The sequence below is a fragment of the Mycobacterium sp. IDUB_17 genome (genome assembly GCF_055419465.1).
On record NZ_JBVAXS010000004.1, the window covers coordinates 496,133 to 512,805 of the forward strand.

General features: G+C 66.6%; 16 protein-coding genes. 12 read left to right on the forward strand and 4 right to left on the reverse strand.

Annotation, left to right across the window (positions count from 1 at the left end):
* Position 1: 1 nt before the first annotated feature.
* Both ACZYZ7_RS19960 and ACZYZ7_RS19965 read right to left on the reverse strand, forming a co-directional pair.
* Entirely contained in the window at positions 2 to 1,591 is a 1,590-nt protein-coding gene (locus ACZYZ7_RS19960; protein ID WP_135453061.1) for a DNA polymerase Y family protein, read from the reverse strand.
* A 3-nt stretch (positions 1,592 to 1,594) separates the two neighbouring features.
* The gene (locus ACZYZ7_RS19965) at positions 1,595 to 2,302 is read right to left on the reverse strand and encodes a hypothetical protein (RefSeq protein WP_463741585.1); all 708 of its coding nucleotides are present in this window, start codon (positions 2,300 to 2,302) and stop codon (positions 1,595 to 1,597) included.
* Positions 2,303 to 2,596: 294 nt separating this feature from the next.
* Between ACZYZ7_RS19965 and ACZYZ7_RS19970 the strand changes: the two genes are divergently transcribed.
* The 11 genes from ACZYZ7_RS19970 (at position 2,597) to ACZYZ7_RS20020 (ending at position 13,967) form a co-directional block, all read left to right on the forward strand.
* Positions 2,597 to 2,887, forward strand: coding sequence for a hypothetical protein (locus ACZYZ7_RS19970; protein WP_450070397.1), 291 nt, complete (start codon positions 2,597 to 2,599; stop codon positions 2,885 to 2,887).
* 42 nt (positions 2,888 to 2,929) lie between these two features.
* Positions 2,930 to 4,543, forward strand: coding sequence for a S53 family peptidase (locus ACZYZ7_RS19975; RefSeq protein ID WP_450070398.1), 1,614 nt, complete (start codon positions 2,930 to 2,932; stop codon positions 4,541 to 4,543).
* Complete coding sequence (locus ACZYZ7_RS19980; RefSeq protein WP_463741586.1) at positions 4,540 to 5,736, forward strand: zinc ribbon domain-containing protein; 1,197 nt, start codon at positions 4,540 to 4,542, stop codon at positions 5,734 to 5,736. Before ACZYZ7_RS19975 ends, ACZYZ7_RS19980 begins: the two co-directional genes overlap by 4 nt.
* Positions 5,733 to 6,452, forward strand: a complete 720-nt coding sequence (locus ACZYZ7_RS19985) for a hypothetical protein (RefSeq protein ID WP_463741587.1) — start codon at positions 5,733 to 5,735, stop codon at positions 6,450 to 6,452. The genes ACZYZ7_RS19980 and ACZYZ7_RS19985 overlap by 4 nt, the downstream gene beginning before the upstream one ends.
* Positions 6,453 to 6,596: 144 nt before the next feature.
* Positions 6,597 to 6,887, forward strand: a complete 291-nt coding sequence (locus ACZYZ7_RS19990; protein ID WP_463741588.1) for a hypothetical protein — start codon at positions 6,597 to 6,599, stop codon at positions 6,885 to 6,887.
* 270 nt (positions 6,888 to 7,157) lie between these two features.
* Positions 7,158 to 8,693 carry a zinc ribbon domain-containing protein gene (locus ACZYZ7_RS19995; RefSeq protein ID WP_463741589.1) on the forward strand — a complete coding sequence of 512 codons (1,536 nt, stop codon included), beginning with the start codon at positions 7,158 to 7,160 and terminating at the stop codon, positions 8,691 to 8,693.
* Positions 8,694 to 8,785: 92 nt separating this feature from the next.
* Complete coding sequence (locus ACZYZ7_RS20000; protein WP_463741590.1) at positions 8,786 to 9,784, forward strand: alpha/beta hydrolase; 999 nt, start codon at positions 8,786 to 8,788, stop codon at positions 9,782 to 9,784.
* Positions 9,781 to 10,635 (forward strand): SDR family NAD(P)-dependent oxidoreductase, encoded by an 855-nt coding sequence (locus ACZYZ7_RS20005; protein ID WP_463741591.1) that lies wholly within the window; start codon positions 9,781 to 9,783, stop codon positions 10,633 to 10,635. Before ACZYZ7_RS20000 ends, ACZYZ7_RS20005 begins: the two co-directional genes overlap by 4 nt.
* The gene (locus ACZYZ7_RS20010) at positions 10,635 to 11,555 is read left to right on the forward strand and encodes a ferritin-like domain-containing protein (RefSeq protein WP_463741592.1); all 921 of its coding nucleotides are present in this window, start codon (positions 10,635 to 10,637) and stop codon (positions 11,553 to 11,555) included. The genes ACZYZ7_RS20005 and ACZYZ7_RS20010 overlap by 1 nt, the downstream gene beginning before the upstream one ends.
* Position 11,556: 1 nt before the next feature.
* Positions 11,557 to 13,047 (forward strand): flavin-containing monooxygenase, encoded by a 1,491-nt coding sequence (locus tag ACZYZ7_RS20015; RefSeq protein ID WP_463741593.1) that lies wholly within the window; start codon positions 11,557 to 11,559, stop codon positions 13,045 to 13,047.
* Positions 13,044 to 13,967: a MerR family transcriptional regulator gene (locus ACZYZ7_RS20020; RefSeq protein WP_463741713.1), complete on the forward strand. Its 924-nt coding sequence runs from the start codon at positions 13,044 to 13,046 to the stop codon at positions 13,965 to 13,967. The genes ACZYZ7_RS20015 and ACZYZ7_RS20020 overlap by 4 nt, the downstream gene beginning before the upstream one ends.
* A gap of 60 nt (positions 13,968 to 14,027) precedes the next feature.
* Here the strand turns inward: ACZYZ7_RS20020 and ACZYZ7_RS20025 are convergent, their stop codons facing one another.
* Positions 14,028 to 14,726, reverse strand: coding sequence for a hypothetical protein (locus tag ACZYZ7_RS20025; RefSeq protein ID WP_463741721.1), 699 nt, complete (start codon positions 14,724 to 14,726; stop codon positions 14,028 to 14,030).
* The gene (guaA, locus tag ACZYZ7_RS20030; RefSeq protein WP_463741594.1) at positions 14,686 to 16,245 is read right to left on the reverse strand and encodes a glutamine-hydrolyzing GMP synthase; all 1,560 of its coding nucleotides are present in this window, start codon (positions 16,243 to 16,245) and stop codon (positions 14,686 to 14,688) included. The genes ACZYZ7_RS20025 and guaA overlap by 41 nt, the downstream gene beginning before the upstream one ends.
* Before the next feature lie 119 nt (positions 16,246 to 16,364).
* Between guaA and ACZYZ7_RS20035 the strand changes: the two genes are divergently transcribed.
* Positions 16,365 to 16,613: a DUF7683 domain-containing protein gene (locus ACZYZ7_RS20035; protein ID WP_463741595.1), complete on the forward strand. Its 249-nt coding sequence runs from the start codon at positions 16,365 to 16,367 to the stop codon at positions 16,611 to 16,613.
* The last annotated feature ends 60 nt before the right edge of the window (positions 16,614 to 16,673 follow it).

Here is a 16,673-nt window from a genome sequence, read left to right on the forward strand (position 1 = left end):
CTCATTCATAGGCACCCTCCAGATACCACCGGCGCTGCCGGTAACACAGCAGCAGAGCCAGGTCTCCTTCGCCGGCCCCCTCGTGACCCCCCAGCAGCACCTGGACCCGCGCGGTGCGCCCGGCCCCTCGGTTCTCCGGATCCCACCACCGCTCGTCGACCGGCCACGGCCCCGCCCACCAGCGCAGCCTGCCGTCACGCTGGCCGGCGCCGGCCAGCTGCGCCGGGTCGGACGAGAACAACCCGCGGCTGGTGACCCGGACCGGGTTTCCTTGTACGTCAAGAAGTTCCACTGGATCATCGAGCAGTACGGTCGGTGAGGGCTCGGGAAGCTGGCCGGGCCAGGGCTGCCGCGGATCGGCTCGCGGTACCTGCTCATCCCCCAACGGCGTGAAGGTGATGCGCTCGGCAGGCCCGCGGCCGCCGCTGAGCACCGGCACCTTTACCGCTTCCGGCCCGAGCAGACCCTGGACCCGCAGCAGCGCACGCCGGGCCCGCAACCGGTCTTCCTCCCCGATCCCGCCCCACAGCGGCAACTGCAGCGCCGCGGCGGACACCACCTCCACCGGGCGCAGGCGCAGCACCGTGACCGGGGCCGTGGGCCGCTCGGAAGTGCGGCGGTTCAGCCAGCCGTCCAGCTGCCAGCGCACCCGGTCGGCGGTGGCATCCTCGGTCAACGGTTCAGCGCACCGCCAGACCCGTTCCAGCTCTTCACCATTGGCGGTGACGGCATGGATGGCCAACCGGGTACAGCCGACCCCGGCCGCCTCCAGATGGCGATGCAGATCACTGGCCAGTGACCGTCCCGCGAAGGCTGCGGCATCCACCCGTTCGATCGGCGGGTCACAGTTCATCACCGCATCGAGTTCGATGGCCGGATCCCGTCCGGAGGGGCCACGGTCCGGCTCCCCACAGGCGAACCGGTGCGCCGTCACCGCATCCGCGCCGAACCGGGAGGCGACATCGGTACGGGACAACTCGGCGAACTGCCCAAGGGTTCGGATACCCATCCGCCACAACAGGTCTGCCAAGTCCTCACGGCCGGGAGCGGCCAGGGCCGGTTCGGTGGCCAACTGCCGGATCGACAGGCCAGAAAGAAACAGCGCGTCGTTACCGGGTTCGACGATGCAACCCGCCCGGGCGGCGAAGACCGCGGTGGAAAGTTGATCGGCGATACCGACCTGGCATTCGGCCCCCGCCGCGGCGACGGCGTCGATCAATCGTTCGGCCGCCACCGGTTCGGACCCGAAGTACCGTGCCGCGCCGCGTACCGAGAGCACCAGCAGTCCCGGACGCAGCACCTCGGCGCGCGGCACCAGATCGTCGACGGCAAGCGTCACGTTCTCGAAATGGCGGGCATCCCTGGCCGGGTCGGCGGTGACGACATGCAGTTGTGGGCACCGGGCCTGCGCCTCGCGGCGGCGCAGCCCGCGTCGGACCCCGGCCGCACGCGCCGACGCCGAGCAGGCGATCACCCGGTTGGCCAAAGTGACCGCGACCGGCACCGTCGACGTCAGGCCTGCCGCCGTCGCCGCGGCCACCGCGGGCCAGTCCATACACCAGAGGGCCAGCACCCTGGAATCCGCGGGCATGAGCTATCCGCCTGCCGCGCAAGCCGGTCCGACGCCTCGACCACGGGCCCGCATGGCCAGCCGGACCCGGCTGATCCGACCGCGCCCGGGCACCGGGACACCCCGGCCGGCACCGACCACCTCATAGCCGGACACCCGGGCCTCCAGCCGAGCCGACGCGCCCTGCCAGTCACCATCGGTGACCAGCAGGGTGCAGCCCTTCTGCCGGGCCCGCGCCACCATCACCCGGGCCCGGCTCGGCGGCACCGAACGCCCACCCAACCCGAGCACCACCAGATCCATCCCGTCCATCAGCACCGCGGCCACCTCGACGGGATCGGCGCCCGGGTCGGGGATCACCGCGAGCCGGCTCAGATCGGCGCCCATCTCCACTGCGGCCAGCAGGCCGACATCGGGTTGACCGATGATCACCGCGTGCCCACCTGCAGCCGTCACCGCCGCCACCATCCCCAGCGACAGCGACCGGGCACCCGCGGCCACCGCGACGGACCCGCGTGGCAGCATCGTCGGCAGGCCCTCGGGCAGCGTCTCAACCAGCGCCTCAGGCGGCTCCAGCAAAGATTCTGGAGCCGGGACCACCGCCGACGACCTGGGCACACCGCGATGTACCGGGCCGACCTTCCCGGACACGGAGGCAATCTTGCGCCGGAGGTGTTCTACCTGTTCGGAGCGGGTAAGCAGGCGTAAATCGAGCTCTGCCGCAGCAGTCACAACAACACCTCCCGCACCATCTGCCCATCACCATTTTCGAATATATGTTCGATCGCTCGAGTAAACACCCACCCCCCGACAGCGTCAAGCTGCGAGAGCCGGCCACCGACCCCCCCAGGACAAGGCCCCCCGTAATGGCTCTGCACCCGCGCGGACCTTGAGTTAGAGTTCCGTTCACCAGAACCCGCTTCGGGATGGGACTGGCCACAACTTGCGTTGCAGGTAGTGGGAATCCACTGCGATTCGCCGAAGGCCAAGTTCTGTAACAGCACGGGGGACAGTGAGGACAGCATCATGAAGTCTGGGCAGTTGACTCGTCGGCTCACCGTCATTGTGGGCGGTGCGGCAGTCATCGGGATGATCTCGTTCACCGCGGCGTGCGGTACCGAGGAGAAGAAGGGTCCCGAGACCACCACGCCAACCACCACCACGACGACGACCACCACCACCACGCCGGCCGCTCCCGCCCCGCCGCCTTCGGTCGAGCCGACCGAGAAGTCGATCAACCCCACCGGCGGCAATCTGTTCACGCCTGACGTGAAGGCACCGCCGGCGCCGACCGGCATCCCCGGCACCCACCGCTAGGTCGCGGGAGCGCAGAAAGTCGGTCGTTCGCCCATGGCGGGGATGAACATCGCCCCCGGACGGGCGTTACTGGCGCTGATCCTGTTCAGCGCCCTGCTGGTCTCCGACCTGCGAGCCGGCCCCGCCACAGGCGATCGGGCGTACGGTCCCACGCAAATTACGGGACCGTACGCCCAACTGCTTTCTGCCTCAACGGATCTCGGACCCGCCGAGAGCGGCTCGGCACAGCTGACCATGACGCTGCACGGCATCACCCGACCGGCTGCGCTGTTCGGGTGGGCCGAGGAGCATTCGCTGTCGGTCCGGTGGCGACCCGGTGATGCCTGGGCGATCGCCGAAGGCCGATCCGCCGCGATGGCAACCGCTTTCGGCGTGGACATCCACGACTACCGCGGCCTACGCGGTCAGGAGTTCTACGCCTCACCGCAGCAGCCGTCGGTACCCGAACCACTGACCGGGGAGGTCTCCGGAGTCGGCCGCATCCTGGGCTACACGCCGTACCGGATGTCGCTGCCGGACCTGCGGAACCTGCCTATCGATGTTCCGGACCAGGGGTTGACGCCGCAGGCGGTGCTCAACACCTACAACCTCACCAACCTGGCGAAACAGGGGTTCACCGGCAAGGGCACCACCATCGTGTTCTTCGCATTCGACGGTTTCGATCAGGCCGATCTGGACACGTTCGCCACCACCTTCGGCCTGCCCAGGTTCACTCCCACCGTGGTCGGCGGGCAACCGAGTGCCCCGCACGGTGAGACCACGATGGACCTGCAGGTCGCCCACGCCATCGCCCCTGATGCGCAGAAGGTCGTGGTCAACGCCCGGCCGACCGTTCAGGGGGACGGCGCCTACGAAAAGATCGGGAAGATGCTGGAGTCCGCGGACCAGCAGTTCCCCGGCGCAGTGTGGAGTTTCTCGATCGGCTGGGGCTGCGACAAGTTGATCACCGCAGCCGATCTCGCCCCCGTCCGCTCGGCACTGGTCACCGCACACACCCACGGCACCACGGCATTCAACGCCAGCGGTGACCTGGCCGGCCTGGAATGCAAAGGCGGACAAGACTGGTCGTCCGCACCCGAAGAAGATGACATCGGCCTGGACTCAGTGGCCTCCCTGCCGGAGATCACCGATGTCGGCGGCACGACGCTGTCCACCGACGCCGACGGCGGCTGGCTGGCCGAGCAGGCCTGGTTCGACGTCCCGCTGTCGCAGGGCACCGGCGGCGGGGTGTCCTCACTGTTCGACCGCCCCGAGTGGCAGCACGGACTGTCCGCACCCGGCGATCGCGGGGAGCAACGGCGACTGACCCCGGATGTGGCCGCCGTGGCCGACCCGTTCACGGGCGTGAAAATCGTTCTGAACGGCCAGGTTCTGGTCGGCGGAGGCACATCGCAGTCCGCCCCGTTGTGGGCCGGGATGGCCGCGGTGATGAATCAGTACCTGATCGCCAACGGCGGCCGCGCCCTCGGCGATCTCAATCCCCAGCTGTACAAGATCGCCAAAGGAGCTCCGCTGCCGGCTTTCCGTGATGTCGATCTCGGCGGCAATGCGGTGGCCACCGCCGCACCCGGCTACGACCTGGTGACCGGGCTGGGCTCGCCTGACGTGGAGAACCTCGTCAAGAACCTGCTCGTCCTGCAGAAGGCGAACCGATGACCGACACGCCTGACGACACCGACGTCCCCACCACCGAGTGCCGCGTCTGCAAGGTCGACGTGCCCGACGGCAAATTCTGTGGGCTGTGCGGGGTACCGATCGACAAGGAGCGAGGAGACGGACCGGAATGGTTGCGCCTCAGTGCATCCTGCGTCGCCCCCGACGAGCATCTGCTGCGCCCGTCGATCACCAGCTCGCTGTTCCCCCACCTGTCGCACCAATCCCGCACCCCGTTCCGCGTCGCGATGCTGGTCCTGTTGGCCGGGTTGGTGGCGTGCGCGCTGCTGCGGCTGCCCGCAGCCCTGATCGCGGTCGCTGCGCTCGGCCTTCCACTGCTGTTCCTGATCTATCTCTATGAGTCCGACGCCTTCCGCGACCTGCGCCGCGCCAATCTGGTGCTGACCATCGTGCTGGGAATCGCACTGGGAGTCGGATGGGTGCTTCTCACCGGCCATGTCATGGCCAAGTCCTACGGCGTCCCGCTCGGTGCCGGGGTGACCGGTTTCCGGATCATGCGCAACGGCTTGGGGATTCCGCTGGGCGGTGCGGTCCTGATGCTGGTGCCCGCTGTCGTGGTCCGGATCACTCGACCGGCCAGCCGGGAATCGTTGGACGGCTTCATGATCGGCGCGCTCGGTGCGACAGCCTTCACCGCGGCCGCCACCCTGACCCGGCTGGCACCGCAGCTCACCGCCGGCATGGTGGCGCGTAACCGCCCGATGTCCGGCCTGATCGTCGAGGCCGGGATACGCGGTGTTGCCGTGCCTTTGACCGCAGCATCCATCGGCGGTCTGATCGGTGCGGCGCTGTGGTTCACCCGCCCCGCCACCAAGATCGACAAACATGTCGGCTATGTCCGGCTGGTGATGTTCTCCTGCGCGTTTGCGGTGCTGATCATCTACACCGGGCTGGGTCTGGTCGATGTTGCCCGTATCCCCCAGTGGATCCAGCTGGCGGTGCACATCACGGTGGCGATGATTGCGCTACTGGCGCTGCGCGTCGGTCTGCATCTGGCGCTGCTGCACGAAGCACAGGACGAGATCGCCTCCGACCAACCCATCTTCTGCCCGCGCTGCGGCCACGTCGTGCCCGACATGTCGTTCTGCCCGCACTGCGGTGCGGCTACCCATGCCTCGTCACGCACGTCCAGAGAAGAGCGTCGTGAGCACCGGCCGGTGCGTGACCCGGGATGAGCACGTTCTTTCCCGGCTATGCGGTACCTATTTCCACCGGCCGCACCCGGGCCATCCGCAAGACGTCGGCCCTGAAAGTGCTGGCGGTCCTGGGTACGGGAATCGCCCTGGTTGCCGGCGCGCTGGCCTGGGTCTCCCATGCGACGAGCAAGCCACCGGTGCGATACATGTGCCCGCCCGAGTGCGGACAACCCCCGACCGGGCAGGCGGTGGCGATCAATCCGGTGTTCACCGCCCCCGACGGCAGCTTTTCGGTGTCCTACCCGGTGGCGTCCTCGGCCTACAAGGTCACCACCAACCCCACCGGTGTCACCGCGGAATTCCAGGCCGGTGACGGTGGCATGCTCCAGTTGTTCAGTGAGCCGGCCGGTGGACGCAACGCCGAGGACATCGCCAATTCTCTTGTCAAAAAGACATTTCCGGATACCAAGACGGCCTACGACATCCCCAACGCGATGGTCGGTTACCACCCCGGGTTCGGCCTGGTCGCCGACTGCTGGCCACAGGGCGCCACGAGTAACTACATGCGGATGCGGGTGCTGGTGTTGGTCGCGGTCAAAGACGACCTCGCCCTGATCGCATCGGCCGTAGGACCCTACCGGGAATTCGGCCCTGGCTCAGGGGCCAGCAAGCCCTCGGGCGCCAACCTGCAGCTGGCCCTGGACATGGGCAAATACGTCAACAGTTTCCGCTGGCGCGGGGACCCCAACCGCTGACCCCCGCGGTAGACGCGCCCGCTGCCGCGACCAGAAAACCTCGCAATTGACGTCCGCGCCGGAGCGCACTGGGCTAGGGTTTGCTGGCAGACCCTGTTCGGGGCCTGTTTCTGTATCGTCCGCGGGGGACAGTGAGGACTAATCATGAGGTCACGCCCATCAACTCGTCGCCTCGCAGTCGCCGCAGCCTCCGCCGCGATCATCGGGATGGTCGGACTCAGTGCTTGCGGTACCGGCGAGAAAGCACCCGAGACCACGAGCCCCACCCCGACCACCACGACAACGACGACGACCACGCCGTCGGCCCCACCGCCCGTGGCCCCCACCGAGAAGCAGGTCACCCCCGGTGGCGCCAACAGCTTCACGCCCACCCACGTGGAACCGCCCGGGCCACCCACCGGGCGTCACGGGATCGGCAGCCCCCACCGGCAGTAGCACCGTCGGAAATCGGCCGCTGACCCTGCGGCCACTCACGCCATGAGCACCGTCGATTGCCGAGCATGCCGAACCGATGTTCCGGCGGGCACATTCTGCGGACGGTGCGGTGCATACCTGGACCCGTCACGGGGTAGACCCGGGTGGTTACGAATCCGGGCGTACTGTGCGGGCCGCGAGCATCTGCTGCGGCCGTCGGCGGTCAGTTCGCTGTTCCCACAGCTACCGCAACATTCGCGCGCACCGTTCCGGCTGGCAGTGGGTGCGCTGGTGATCGCAGTGGTCGCTTGCGCACTGCTACGACTGCCGGCGGCGATGAACGCGTTCGCCGCATTCGGCGTGCCGCTGCTGTTCGTCGCGTATCTACGGAGATCCGTTGTCTCTCCGGATGTTCCGATACGCACACTGCTGCTGACCGCCGTCCTGGGAGCCGCGCTGGGCGCCGCCTGGACATTGACGACCGGAGCCGCAGTGGCCCGGGAGTACGACATGCCGATGGGCGTCGATGTGCCGCAGTTGCGGATCATGCGCGACGGTCTGGGTATCCCGCTCGGCGCCATGCTGTTGATGCTCACCCCGGTGGTGGCGATCCGCCTGCTCGGGCGGCGAACACGAGACCCGTTGGGCGGCTTTGCCATCGGTGCGCTCGGCGCCCTTGCGTTCACCGCGGCTGCCACGCTGAGCCGATTGGCTCCGCAATTCGACGACGGGATGGTGGACCACGACCGGCCGCTCAGCGGGCTGTTGGTACAGGCCGGCATCCAGGCGGTGGCGGTGCCGTTGACCGCCGCGGCCGCCGGTGCCCTCGTCGGCATCGCCCTGTGGTTCAGTCCGGCGCCGGACAAAGCGCGGGTCCGCACGGCCGTGCTGCTGACGGCCGCATCCGTCCCAGCCTGCTATGCGATTCTCGGTCTGATCGACATCGCGCCGGTGTCACAGATCTTGGTGCTGGCAGTGCATTTGGTCGTGATGGCGTTGGCAATGCTGGCACTGCGAGTCGGTCTGCAGCTCGCATTGCTCCACGGAGCGCACGACGCCGTTCCCGATGACGGACCCCTGTCGTGCCCACAATGCGACCACCCCGATTCCGCCATGGCGTTCTGCCCGAACTGCGGGTCCGCGGTCCGGGCGTTGTCGCGACCGGTGTACGGGGCCGGCGACCGCCGGTTACTGGGGGCCTGGGGTGCCGGGGTCGCAACAGTGGCAGCGGGCCTCGTCGGGGTGTCGGCATTGGTCAGCCACGCACCCGCGCTCTACGCATGCCCGCCGGACTGCGGCACTCCGCCGACGGCCGAACCGGTGGCGGCCAATCCCCGCTTCACCGCCTCGGACGGCGCGTTCTCCGTCGCGTATCCGGCCGCCGGTGCGGCCTACTCGGTCACCACCGCCGACGACGGTGTCACGGCGGATTTCCTGGCCGGAGACGGCGGCACGATGCAACTCATCGGCAAGCCCGCGACCGGGCGAACGCCGAAGGAGATCGCCACCGCTCTGGTCGATGACACGTATCCCGATTCCGACGTCGACTACGAGATCCCGAATGCCATGGTCGGCTATCAGCCCGGATACGGGATGGTCCTCGACAACTGGCCGCAAAACGCCACCGGTGACTACATGCGGATACGGGTTGTCATCGTGGCCGCGGTCAAGAACGACCTGGCACTGATCGCCGTCGCCACCGGCCCCTATCACGCCTTCGGCCCCGATTTCGGCCCCGGCATTCCGTCCGGTGCCGATTTGGACCTGGCGCAAGATATGGGCAAGTACGTCAACAGTTTTCGGTGGCGCGGCGACCCGGCCCGCTGAGCCGAATCAAACATCACCATCGCCAATTGGTGACATTGACAAATGTCATCAATTGCTGATGTACTCCTCGCACGCTTCGACGAGGAGGCCCCATGTCCGGAACCACCGGAATTCCCCCGGCCCAACGCGGATCCTTGCGATCCCGCAGCGCGTCCACAGTGAGCAGCCTCACCCTGCGCCAGGTCAGCGCCGCCCTGCCGCCGGACACCGGCTGGGGCCTGTGGACTTCCCGCAGACTGATCGCCCGGATCATGGCCACCTTCGGGCCGTCACTGTCGGGCACCCGCGTCGAACACGTCGACGTACGCATGGCCGACGGTCGACGCGTCGTGGGTGAATGGGTGCGCGGCCCCGGAGTGACCGAAGGTGAACGTGCCATCTACTACCTCCACGGCAGCGGATTCGCGCTGTGCTCGCCGCGGACCCACCGTCGGCTCACCGCCTGGCTGTCGCGCCTGACCGGACTGCCCGTGTTCTGTATCGACTACCGGCTGGCTCCCGAACACCGGTTCCCCGCCGCCGCCAACGACGTTCGCGCGGGCTGGGACTGGCTCTGCACCGAACGCGGGCTCCATCCCGGCCGCATCGTGATGGCGGGCGATTCCGCGGGCGGACACCTCGCCGTGGATCTGCTGCTGCAACCCGATGTCGTCCACCCCGCCGGGCTGGTGCTGCTCTCCCCGCTGATCGATCTGACGTTCGCCCTCGCGCGTGGCCGCGAGAGCCTGCGCCCGGACCCCGCGATTCGCGTCGCCGATGCTGCCCGCCTGGTCGAGTTGTATTGCGGGAGAGTTGATGTCAGCCATCCGAGACTGAAATTGGACGTCGCGGGCGGGCGACAGTTACCGCGAGCCCTGATCCAGGCCGGCGGCGCCGAGATGCTGCTTGCCGACGCCCGCTCGCTCGACGCGGACATCCGCGCTGCCGGGGGCGATGCCGAACTGCAGGTGTGGCCCGACCAGGTGCACGTCTTCCAGGCCCTACCCCGGCTCAGTCCGGAGGCCGCCCCAGCCGTGCAACAAGCCGCAGGATTCATCTCGGAATCCCTGCGCTGCAACACCATCGAGAACAACATCGAGGTCGCCGGGTGAACATCTTCGGATCGAGCCGCAAGCGCAGCCGGTACGCCGACGCGGTTGTCACCGGTGCGGGCAGCGGGATCGGCGCCGCCTTCGCACGCGAACTGGCTACGCGCGGTGGTCGGGTGGTGTGCAGCGACATCGACGAGGCCGCCGCCCGCGCCACCGCCGAGGCCATCACCGCCGAGGGAGGGCAGGCCACCGCGGTGCGCTGCGACGTCTCGCGGATCGAGGAAGTCACCCACCTTGCCGACGCCGCGCAAGCCTGGTTCGGCGGACCACCCTCCCTCGTCGTCAACAACGCCGGCGTCGGGGCCGGCGGACAACCCATCGGCGACACCAGCATCGACGACTGGAACTGGGTGCTCGGCATCAACCTGTGGGGGCCGATCCACGGTTGCCACGTGTTCACGCCGATCCTGCGTGCCGCGGACACGGACCAACCACGCGGCATCATCAATGTCGCCTCCGCCGCGGCATTCGGCGCTGCCCCGGGAATGGCCGCCTACAACGTCAGCAAGGCCGGGACGCTGTCGCTGTCGGAGACCCTGGCCGCAGAACTGTCCGGCACCGGCATCAACGTCACAGTGCTGTGTCCGACGTTCGTCAAGACCAACATCGTCGAAGCCGGCCGGATCACAGCCCAATCGACGCAGCTGGCCGACCGGCTGATGCGCTGGACCGGGTTCTCCCCCGAGCGCGTCGCCCGCATGTGCCTGGACACCAACGACCGTGGCGGCCTGTACTGCATGCCGCAACCGGACGCCCGGATCGGTTGGGGCATAAAACGACTCACCCCGACGGTGTACACCCGCACGGTCGGCCTTGCCACCCGCATCAGCAGTTCTGAGGAGGTTTCGTAATGACGATGGACATGGAACGAATGCTGGCGAAGATCAAGGACCGCCAGTGGGCCCTGGCCGACATCGACTGGGATGCACCGGGGGCCGAGACCATCACCGACGAGATGCGGCCGAAACTCAAGGCTTTCATGGCCGATCTGTGCTGGATCGAGAATGTCGGTGCGCGTGGGTTCGCCGCGCTGGCCAAGAAGGCGCCGACCCCGACCATCGCCGAGATCTACCGCTACTTCCACGCCGAGGAGCAGCGGCACGCCAATGCCGAGCTAGCCCTGATGAAGCGCTGGGGCATGCTCGAGGACGGCGAGATGCCCGAACCGAACGTCAACATCCGGTTGGCCATCGAGTGGCTGGACACCTTCTCGGACAACATGTCTCTGTCGGTCCTCGGTACCGTCATCCCGATGCTCGAAGTGGCTCTCGACGGAGCACTGCTGAAGTTCCTGCTCGAAGAGGTCGACGACCCCGTGTGTCACCAGGTCTTCGAGAAGATCAACAACGACGAATCCCGCCATATCGCGGTTGATTTCGAGGTGCTCGACATGATCGGCAACTCCACCGCGCGGAGACTGGCGGTCGAATTCGTCGGCAACGTGGCATCTCCCGGGGTGATCATCGGCACGTTGATGTACGTGCCGCTGCTCAACCGGATGCGCAACAACATCGTCGACATGGGCCTGCAACCGGAGAAGCTGTACAAGGCGATGATGCGCTTCAAGGAGATCGGAGGCCGCGGTGAGTACACCAGGCGGGTCCCGACCTACCAGCTGCTCAAGCTGCACGGCCGGATGGTCACCAACCCACGCCACCCCTATCACTGGATCGCCAATCCCATGGTGTGGGCCTCCGACCGCTATCCGAAGACGCTGCTGCGGCCGATCCCCTCTTGGTTCAAAGAACTGACCCACGAGCCGGCGGCCTGACATGGCGAATCGGACTTACGACACGCTGATCGTCGGCGCCGGGTTCACCGGCATCGGCACCGCGATCAAGCTCATCGAGGCCGGAGTCGACGACTTCGTCATCCTGGACCGTTCGGACCGCGTCGGCGGGACGTGGCGCGACAACACCTATCCCGGTGCGGCATGCGATATTCCGTCGCTGCTGTACTCGTTCTCGTTCGTCAAGAACCCGGACTGGTCGCGGGCCTACTCCCCGGCCGGCGAGATTCGTCAGCACATCGAGGACATGGTCGACGCGTTCGACCTGCGCCGGCGGATCCAGTTCGGTATCGAGGTCGACGGTCTGTCGTTCGATGAAGCCGAAGGCGTCTGGACGGTCAAGACAACTGGCCGCAAGCGTTTTCGGGCCCGGACAGTGGTACTGGCCTCCGGTCCCCTGCCCGACCACAAGTGGCCCGACATCCGCGGACTGGACACCTATCAGGGCCACAAGATCCACAGCGCGAACTGGGATCACGACTACGACTTCACCGGCAAGCGCGTCGCCGTCATCGGCACCGGAGCCAGCGCCGTACAGATCATCCCGGAGCTGGTGAAGACCGCAGGCTTCGTCAAGGTGTTCCAACGCACTCCGGGGTGGGTGATCCCGCGTCTGGACATCGCCACTCCCCCGGCCGCGCGCACATTGTTCACGAAAGTACCTGCCGTACAACAGCTCGCCCGCCAGATCCTGTTCTGGGGTCATGAGGCGAGCGCGACGGCGATGGTGTGGGACACCCCGCTGACGGGCCTGGTCGCGCGGCTCGGCAAGGCGCATCTACGCCGGCAGGTTTCCGACCCGTGGCTGCGCAGGCAGCTCACCCCGGATTTCACCCCCGGCTGTAAACGCATGCTGGTCTCCAGCGATTACTACCCGGCGCTGCAGCGCGACAACTGCAAGCTGATCGACTGGCCGATCGCCACGATGAGCCCGGTGGGTATCCGTACCAGCGACGGCATCGAACACCACCTCGACGCGATCGTGTTCGCCACCGGCTTCGACGTCCATCTCACCGGTCCGCCGTATCCCGTCACCGGTCTCGGCGGCCGGTCGCTGGCCGATGAATGGACAGGCGGCGCCCAGGCCTACAAGAGCATCAACGTCCACGGGTACCCGAACCTGTTCCTGATGACCGGCCCCAACTCGGGGCCGGGCCACAACTCACTGCTCGTCTACGTCGAGGGCCAGATCGACTACGCCGTCGCCGGTATCCGCACGATCCTGCGCAAGAATCTGCGATATCTCGACGTGCGCGCCGACGTCCAGGAGCGGCACAACACCCGGTTGCAGCGGCGACTGACGAAAACCACCTGGATGTCAGGGTGCACCAGCTGGTACCTGACCGCGGACGGATTCAACGCGTCGATGTATCCCGGAACCGCCACCCAGTATCTTCGACAGATGCGGGAATTCCGGCTCGGTGACTACGACGTGGCACGCGACGCACGTGTCGCGATCAGCTCCTCGGCCTGATGGCGGCCAAGCAGCCCCGGCAGTCGGCGGGTGCCATCTCGACGATCCTCACAGGTCTGCGCCGGGCCCCACGGCAGATCCGGCGCGGATCGCGCGACGTCATCGAAACGGCGGTGGCCCAGCTCTTCGACGCCGCCGTGCAGCCGCACGGCGTCGCGGCGTCCGGCGAATACCGGATCGACGAACTCGCGCGGCTGGCCGACACCACCACCCGAAACATTCGGGTGTACCGCGACCGGGGACTGCTGCACCCACCGCTGCGGGTCGGCCGGATCGCGTTGTTCAACGACACCCACCTGACCCGGCTGCGGCTGATCACCTCGATGCTGGATCGGGGCTACAACATCGCGCACGTCCACGAGATGCTCAGCGCGTGGGAGCAGGGCAAGGACATCGGGGACGTCCTCGGGCTGGAGGACGCCATCGCCGGCAACTGGGCGACCGAGAAGCCCGAACGCATGCCGCTCGCCGATGCGAAACGTCTGGTCGATGACGACGCTGCCTTCGACCGGCTGATCGGCAACGGCGTGATCAAGCTCGAGAAGTCATCGGGTGAGGCAATCATCGTGCGGCCCAAGCTGATCGAGGCATTCAACGAGGTGCGGCAGTACGGTGTCCCGATCGACACATTGATCAACGTGCACGAGCAGGTGGTGCCGCTCCTCGACCAGATCAGCTCGATCCTGGTGCGGGCCGGGGTGGATCAGGTGTCCGAGAAGATCAAGCCCGGCGAGTCGCTGCCGGCGGATACCGAAGTGGCCGAACTGATCACGATGCTGATCCAGTTCCGGACCCAGGCGGTGTCCGCGGTCAGCGCGACACTGGCCGCCTCGATCGAGTCGACCATCGAATCGGTCGTCAGTCAGATGCTGACCGAGTACGTCGAGAACGCTGCCACCAACCCCGGCGAGCAGACGTGACCGCAGCCCGAAACCCGCGGAAATCAAACGCCCGCCGTGCGGATGACGCCCTATGGCCTGTCAGTTGTTTTGCCGCACCTTGTTCCTGAAGTCCGCATAGTACTGACGACCGTACTCATTGTTCGCGGACTGCATCTTCTTTTCCAGATACTGCACCACCGCGCCTCGGTGTTGTTCCGGAATATCGTCGCCATATAAGTCAAGCACCACCTCGAATGATCGTTCGGCAACCTTCTTCGGAGACAAGCTCTTTATGCCGATAAAGTAATCCCACTTATTCTCTTCACTGGCCATAAACGTGCGCATGCGAGGAAGGAAGATCGCAACGTACGGCCCGACGTTATTTCTGCGAGCATTCGACAACATCAAGTCATAGATTTCGGAGGTTTCCTGCAGGCCATACCGTTGAAGCATGTTACCGATCGCAGAGATGACCAGAATCGTCAGCTTGTCGTCATTCGGGCGAGCCTCCTGAATGCTCAGAAGCAACCGCGCAAATTCGCCATCCTCGAACAGTTCGCGATAATACTGCGAGCTTTCCGCTCTTACCGCTCTGTCATATTTTGCAACAGCTGTCGCCAATTCCTGGTCATTCAGGCTCCGCCAAGACCGGATCACGTCTTTGACAAGGCGTATTTCCTCGAGGTTCTTTCTGATCTTCGCGGGGATGGTGTTGTTCTCAGACAAAGGGTTGCTAACCAATGCCCGGCGCGCCCCGTCATTCCCACTCGATGGTGCCCGGCGGCTTGCTGGTGACATCCAGCACCACCCGGTTGACTTCGGGCACCTCATTGGTGATCCGGGTCGAAATCCGTTCCAGCACTTCGTAAGGCACGCGGGTCCAGTCCGCGGTCATGGCGTCCTCACTGGACACCGGGCGCAGCACGATCGGGTGACCGTAGGTGCGCCCGTCGCCCTGCACACCGACCGATCGCACGTCGGCCAGCAGCACCACCGGGCACTGCCAGATCTGCTGGTCCAGGCCGGCCGCGGTGAGTTCCTCGCGGGCGATCGCATCGGCACGGCGCAGCGTGTCGAGCCGGTCGGCCGTCACCTCGCCCACGATCCGGATGCCCAGACCCGGGCCCGGGAAGGGTTGGCGGCCAACGATTTCCTCCGGCAGGCCCAGTTCCCGGCCGACCGCGCGCACCTCGTCCTTGAACAACAGCCGCAGCGGCTCGACGAGCTTGAACTTCAGATCGTCGGGCAGCCCACCGACATTGTGGTGGCTCTTGATGTTGGCCGTGCCGGTGCCGCCACCGGATTCCACGACGTCGGGGTACAGGGTGCCCTGCACCAGGAACTCGATCTCGCCCTCGCTCGCGCCCAAGGTGTCGCGAACCACCCGCTCGAACGCGCGGATGAACTCACGGCCGATGATCTTGCGCTTGCCCTCGGGGTTGGTCACCCCGGACAGTGCCTCGAGGAAGCGATCGGCGACGTCGAGGGTGACCAGTTTCGCACCGGTCGCCGCAACGAAGTCGCGCTCGACCTGCGCGCGCTCTCCCGCCCGCAGCAGGCCGTGGTCGACGAACACACATGTCAATCGATCCCCGATGGCACGCTGCACCAACGCGGCCGCCACCGCGGAGTCGACGCCACCGGACAGTGCGCAGATGGCCTGGCCGTCGCCGATCTGCTCCCGCACTGCCTCGATCAGCTGATCGGCGATATTGGCGGCGGTCCACGTCGCACCGATGCCGGCGAATTCGTGCAGGAACCGGCTCAGCACCTGCTGGCCGTGCGGGGAATGCAGCACCTCGGGGTGGTACTGCACGCCGGCAAGCCGACGGGCCCGGTTCTCGAAGCCGGCGACAGGGGCGCCGGCGCTGGAGGCGATCACGTTGAACCCATCCGGCGCCGCGGTGACCGCGTCGCCGTGGCTCATCCACACCGGCTGGGTACCCGGCAGTTCGGCATGCAGGTCACCGCCCGACACATTCAGCTCGGTGCGTCCATACTCGCTGGTCCCGGTGTGTTCGACGGTGCCGCCGAGCGCCTGGGCCATGGCCTGGAAGCCGTAGCAGATGCCGAACACCGGAACGTCGAGATCGAACAACGCCGGGTCCAGGCGAGGGGCGCCCTCGGCGTACACACTGGCCGGGCCGCCCGACAGCACGATGGCCCGTGGATCCTTGGCCTTGATCTCCTCGACCGTGGTGGTGTGCGGGATGACCTCAGAAAACACCCGCGCCTCACGGACCCGGCGAGCGATCAGCTGTGCGTACTGAGCGCCGAAGTCGACGACGAGGACAGGACGGGGAGATGCAGACGTCACCGCAACAGTCTAGTGGGCAGGTCAGAGCGTGCTCGCGGCGCCGGAAATCTCGGCAGATGGCACCTGTGAGCGGGTCCTATACTTCGGGTCGACGATCTTCCGGGGGGGAGGTAGAGCAAGTGTCACTGCAGTGGGTTCTCGAAGGGTTCCACCCCGATACCGAACAACTGGTTCACGACTACCCGCTGCCCCGCTTGACTCCCGCAGCAATACGCCAGATCTTGAATGTGCCCGAAGGCATTCCGATCGAACCCTTTTGTTTCGACATACCGGACGACAGGTCGCTACACGCGCTGGCCGAATTCGCCGAAGCGCCCGTTACCCTCGATCCGACATTCACCTATCAACTCGGTTGCTACAGCGAGTAGATCATCCGTGATGTGGCATCTCGAGGGATACGACCGGGAAACCGAAATTCTCGCCTGCGT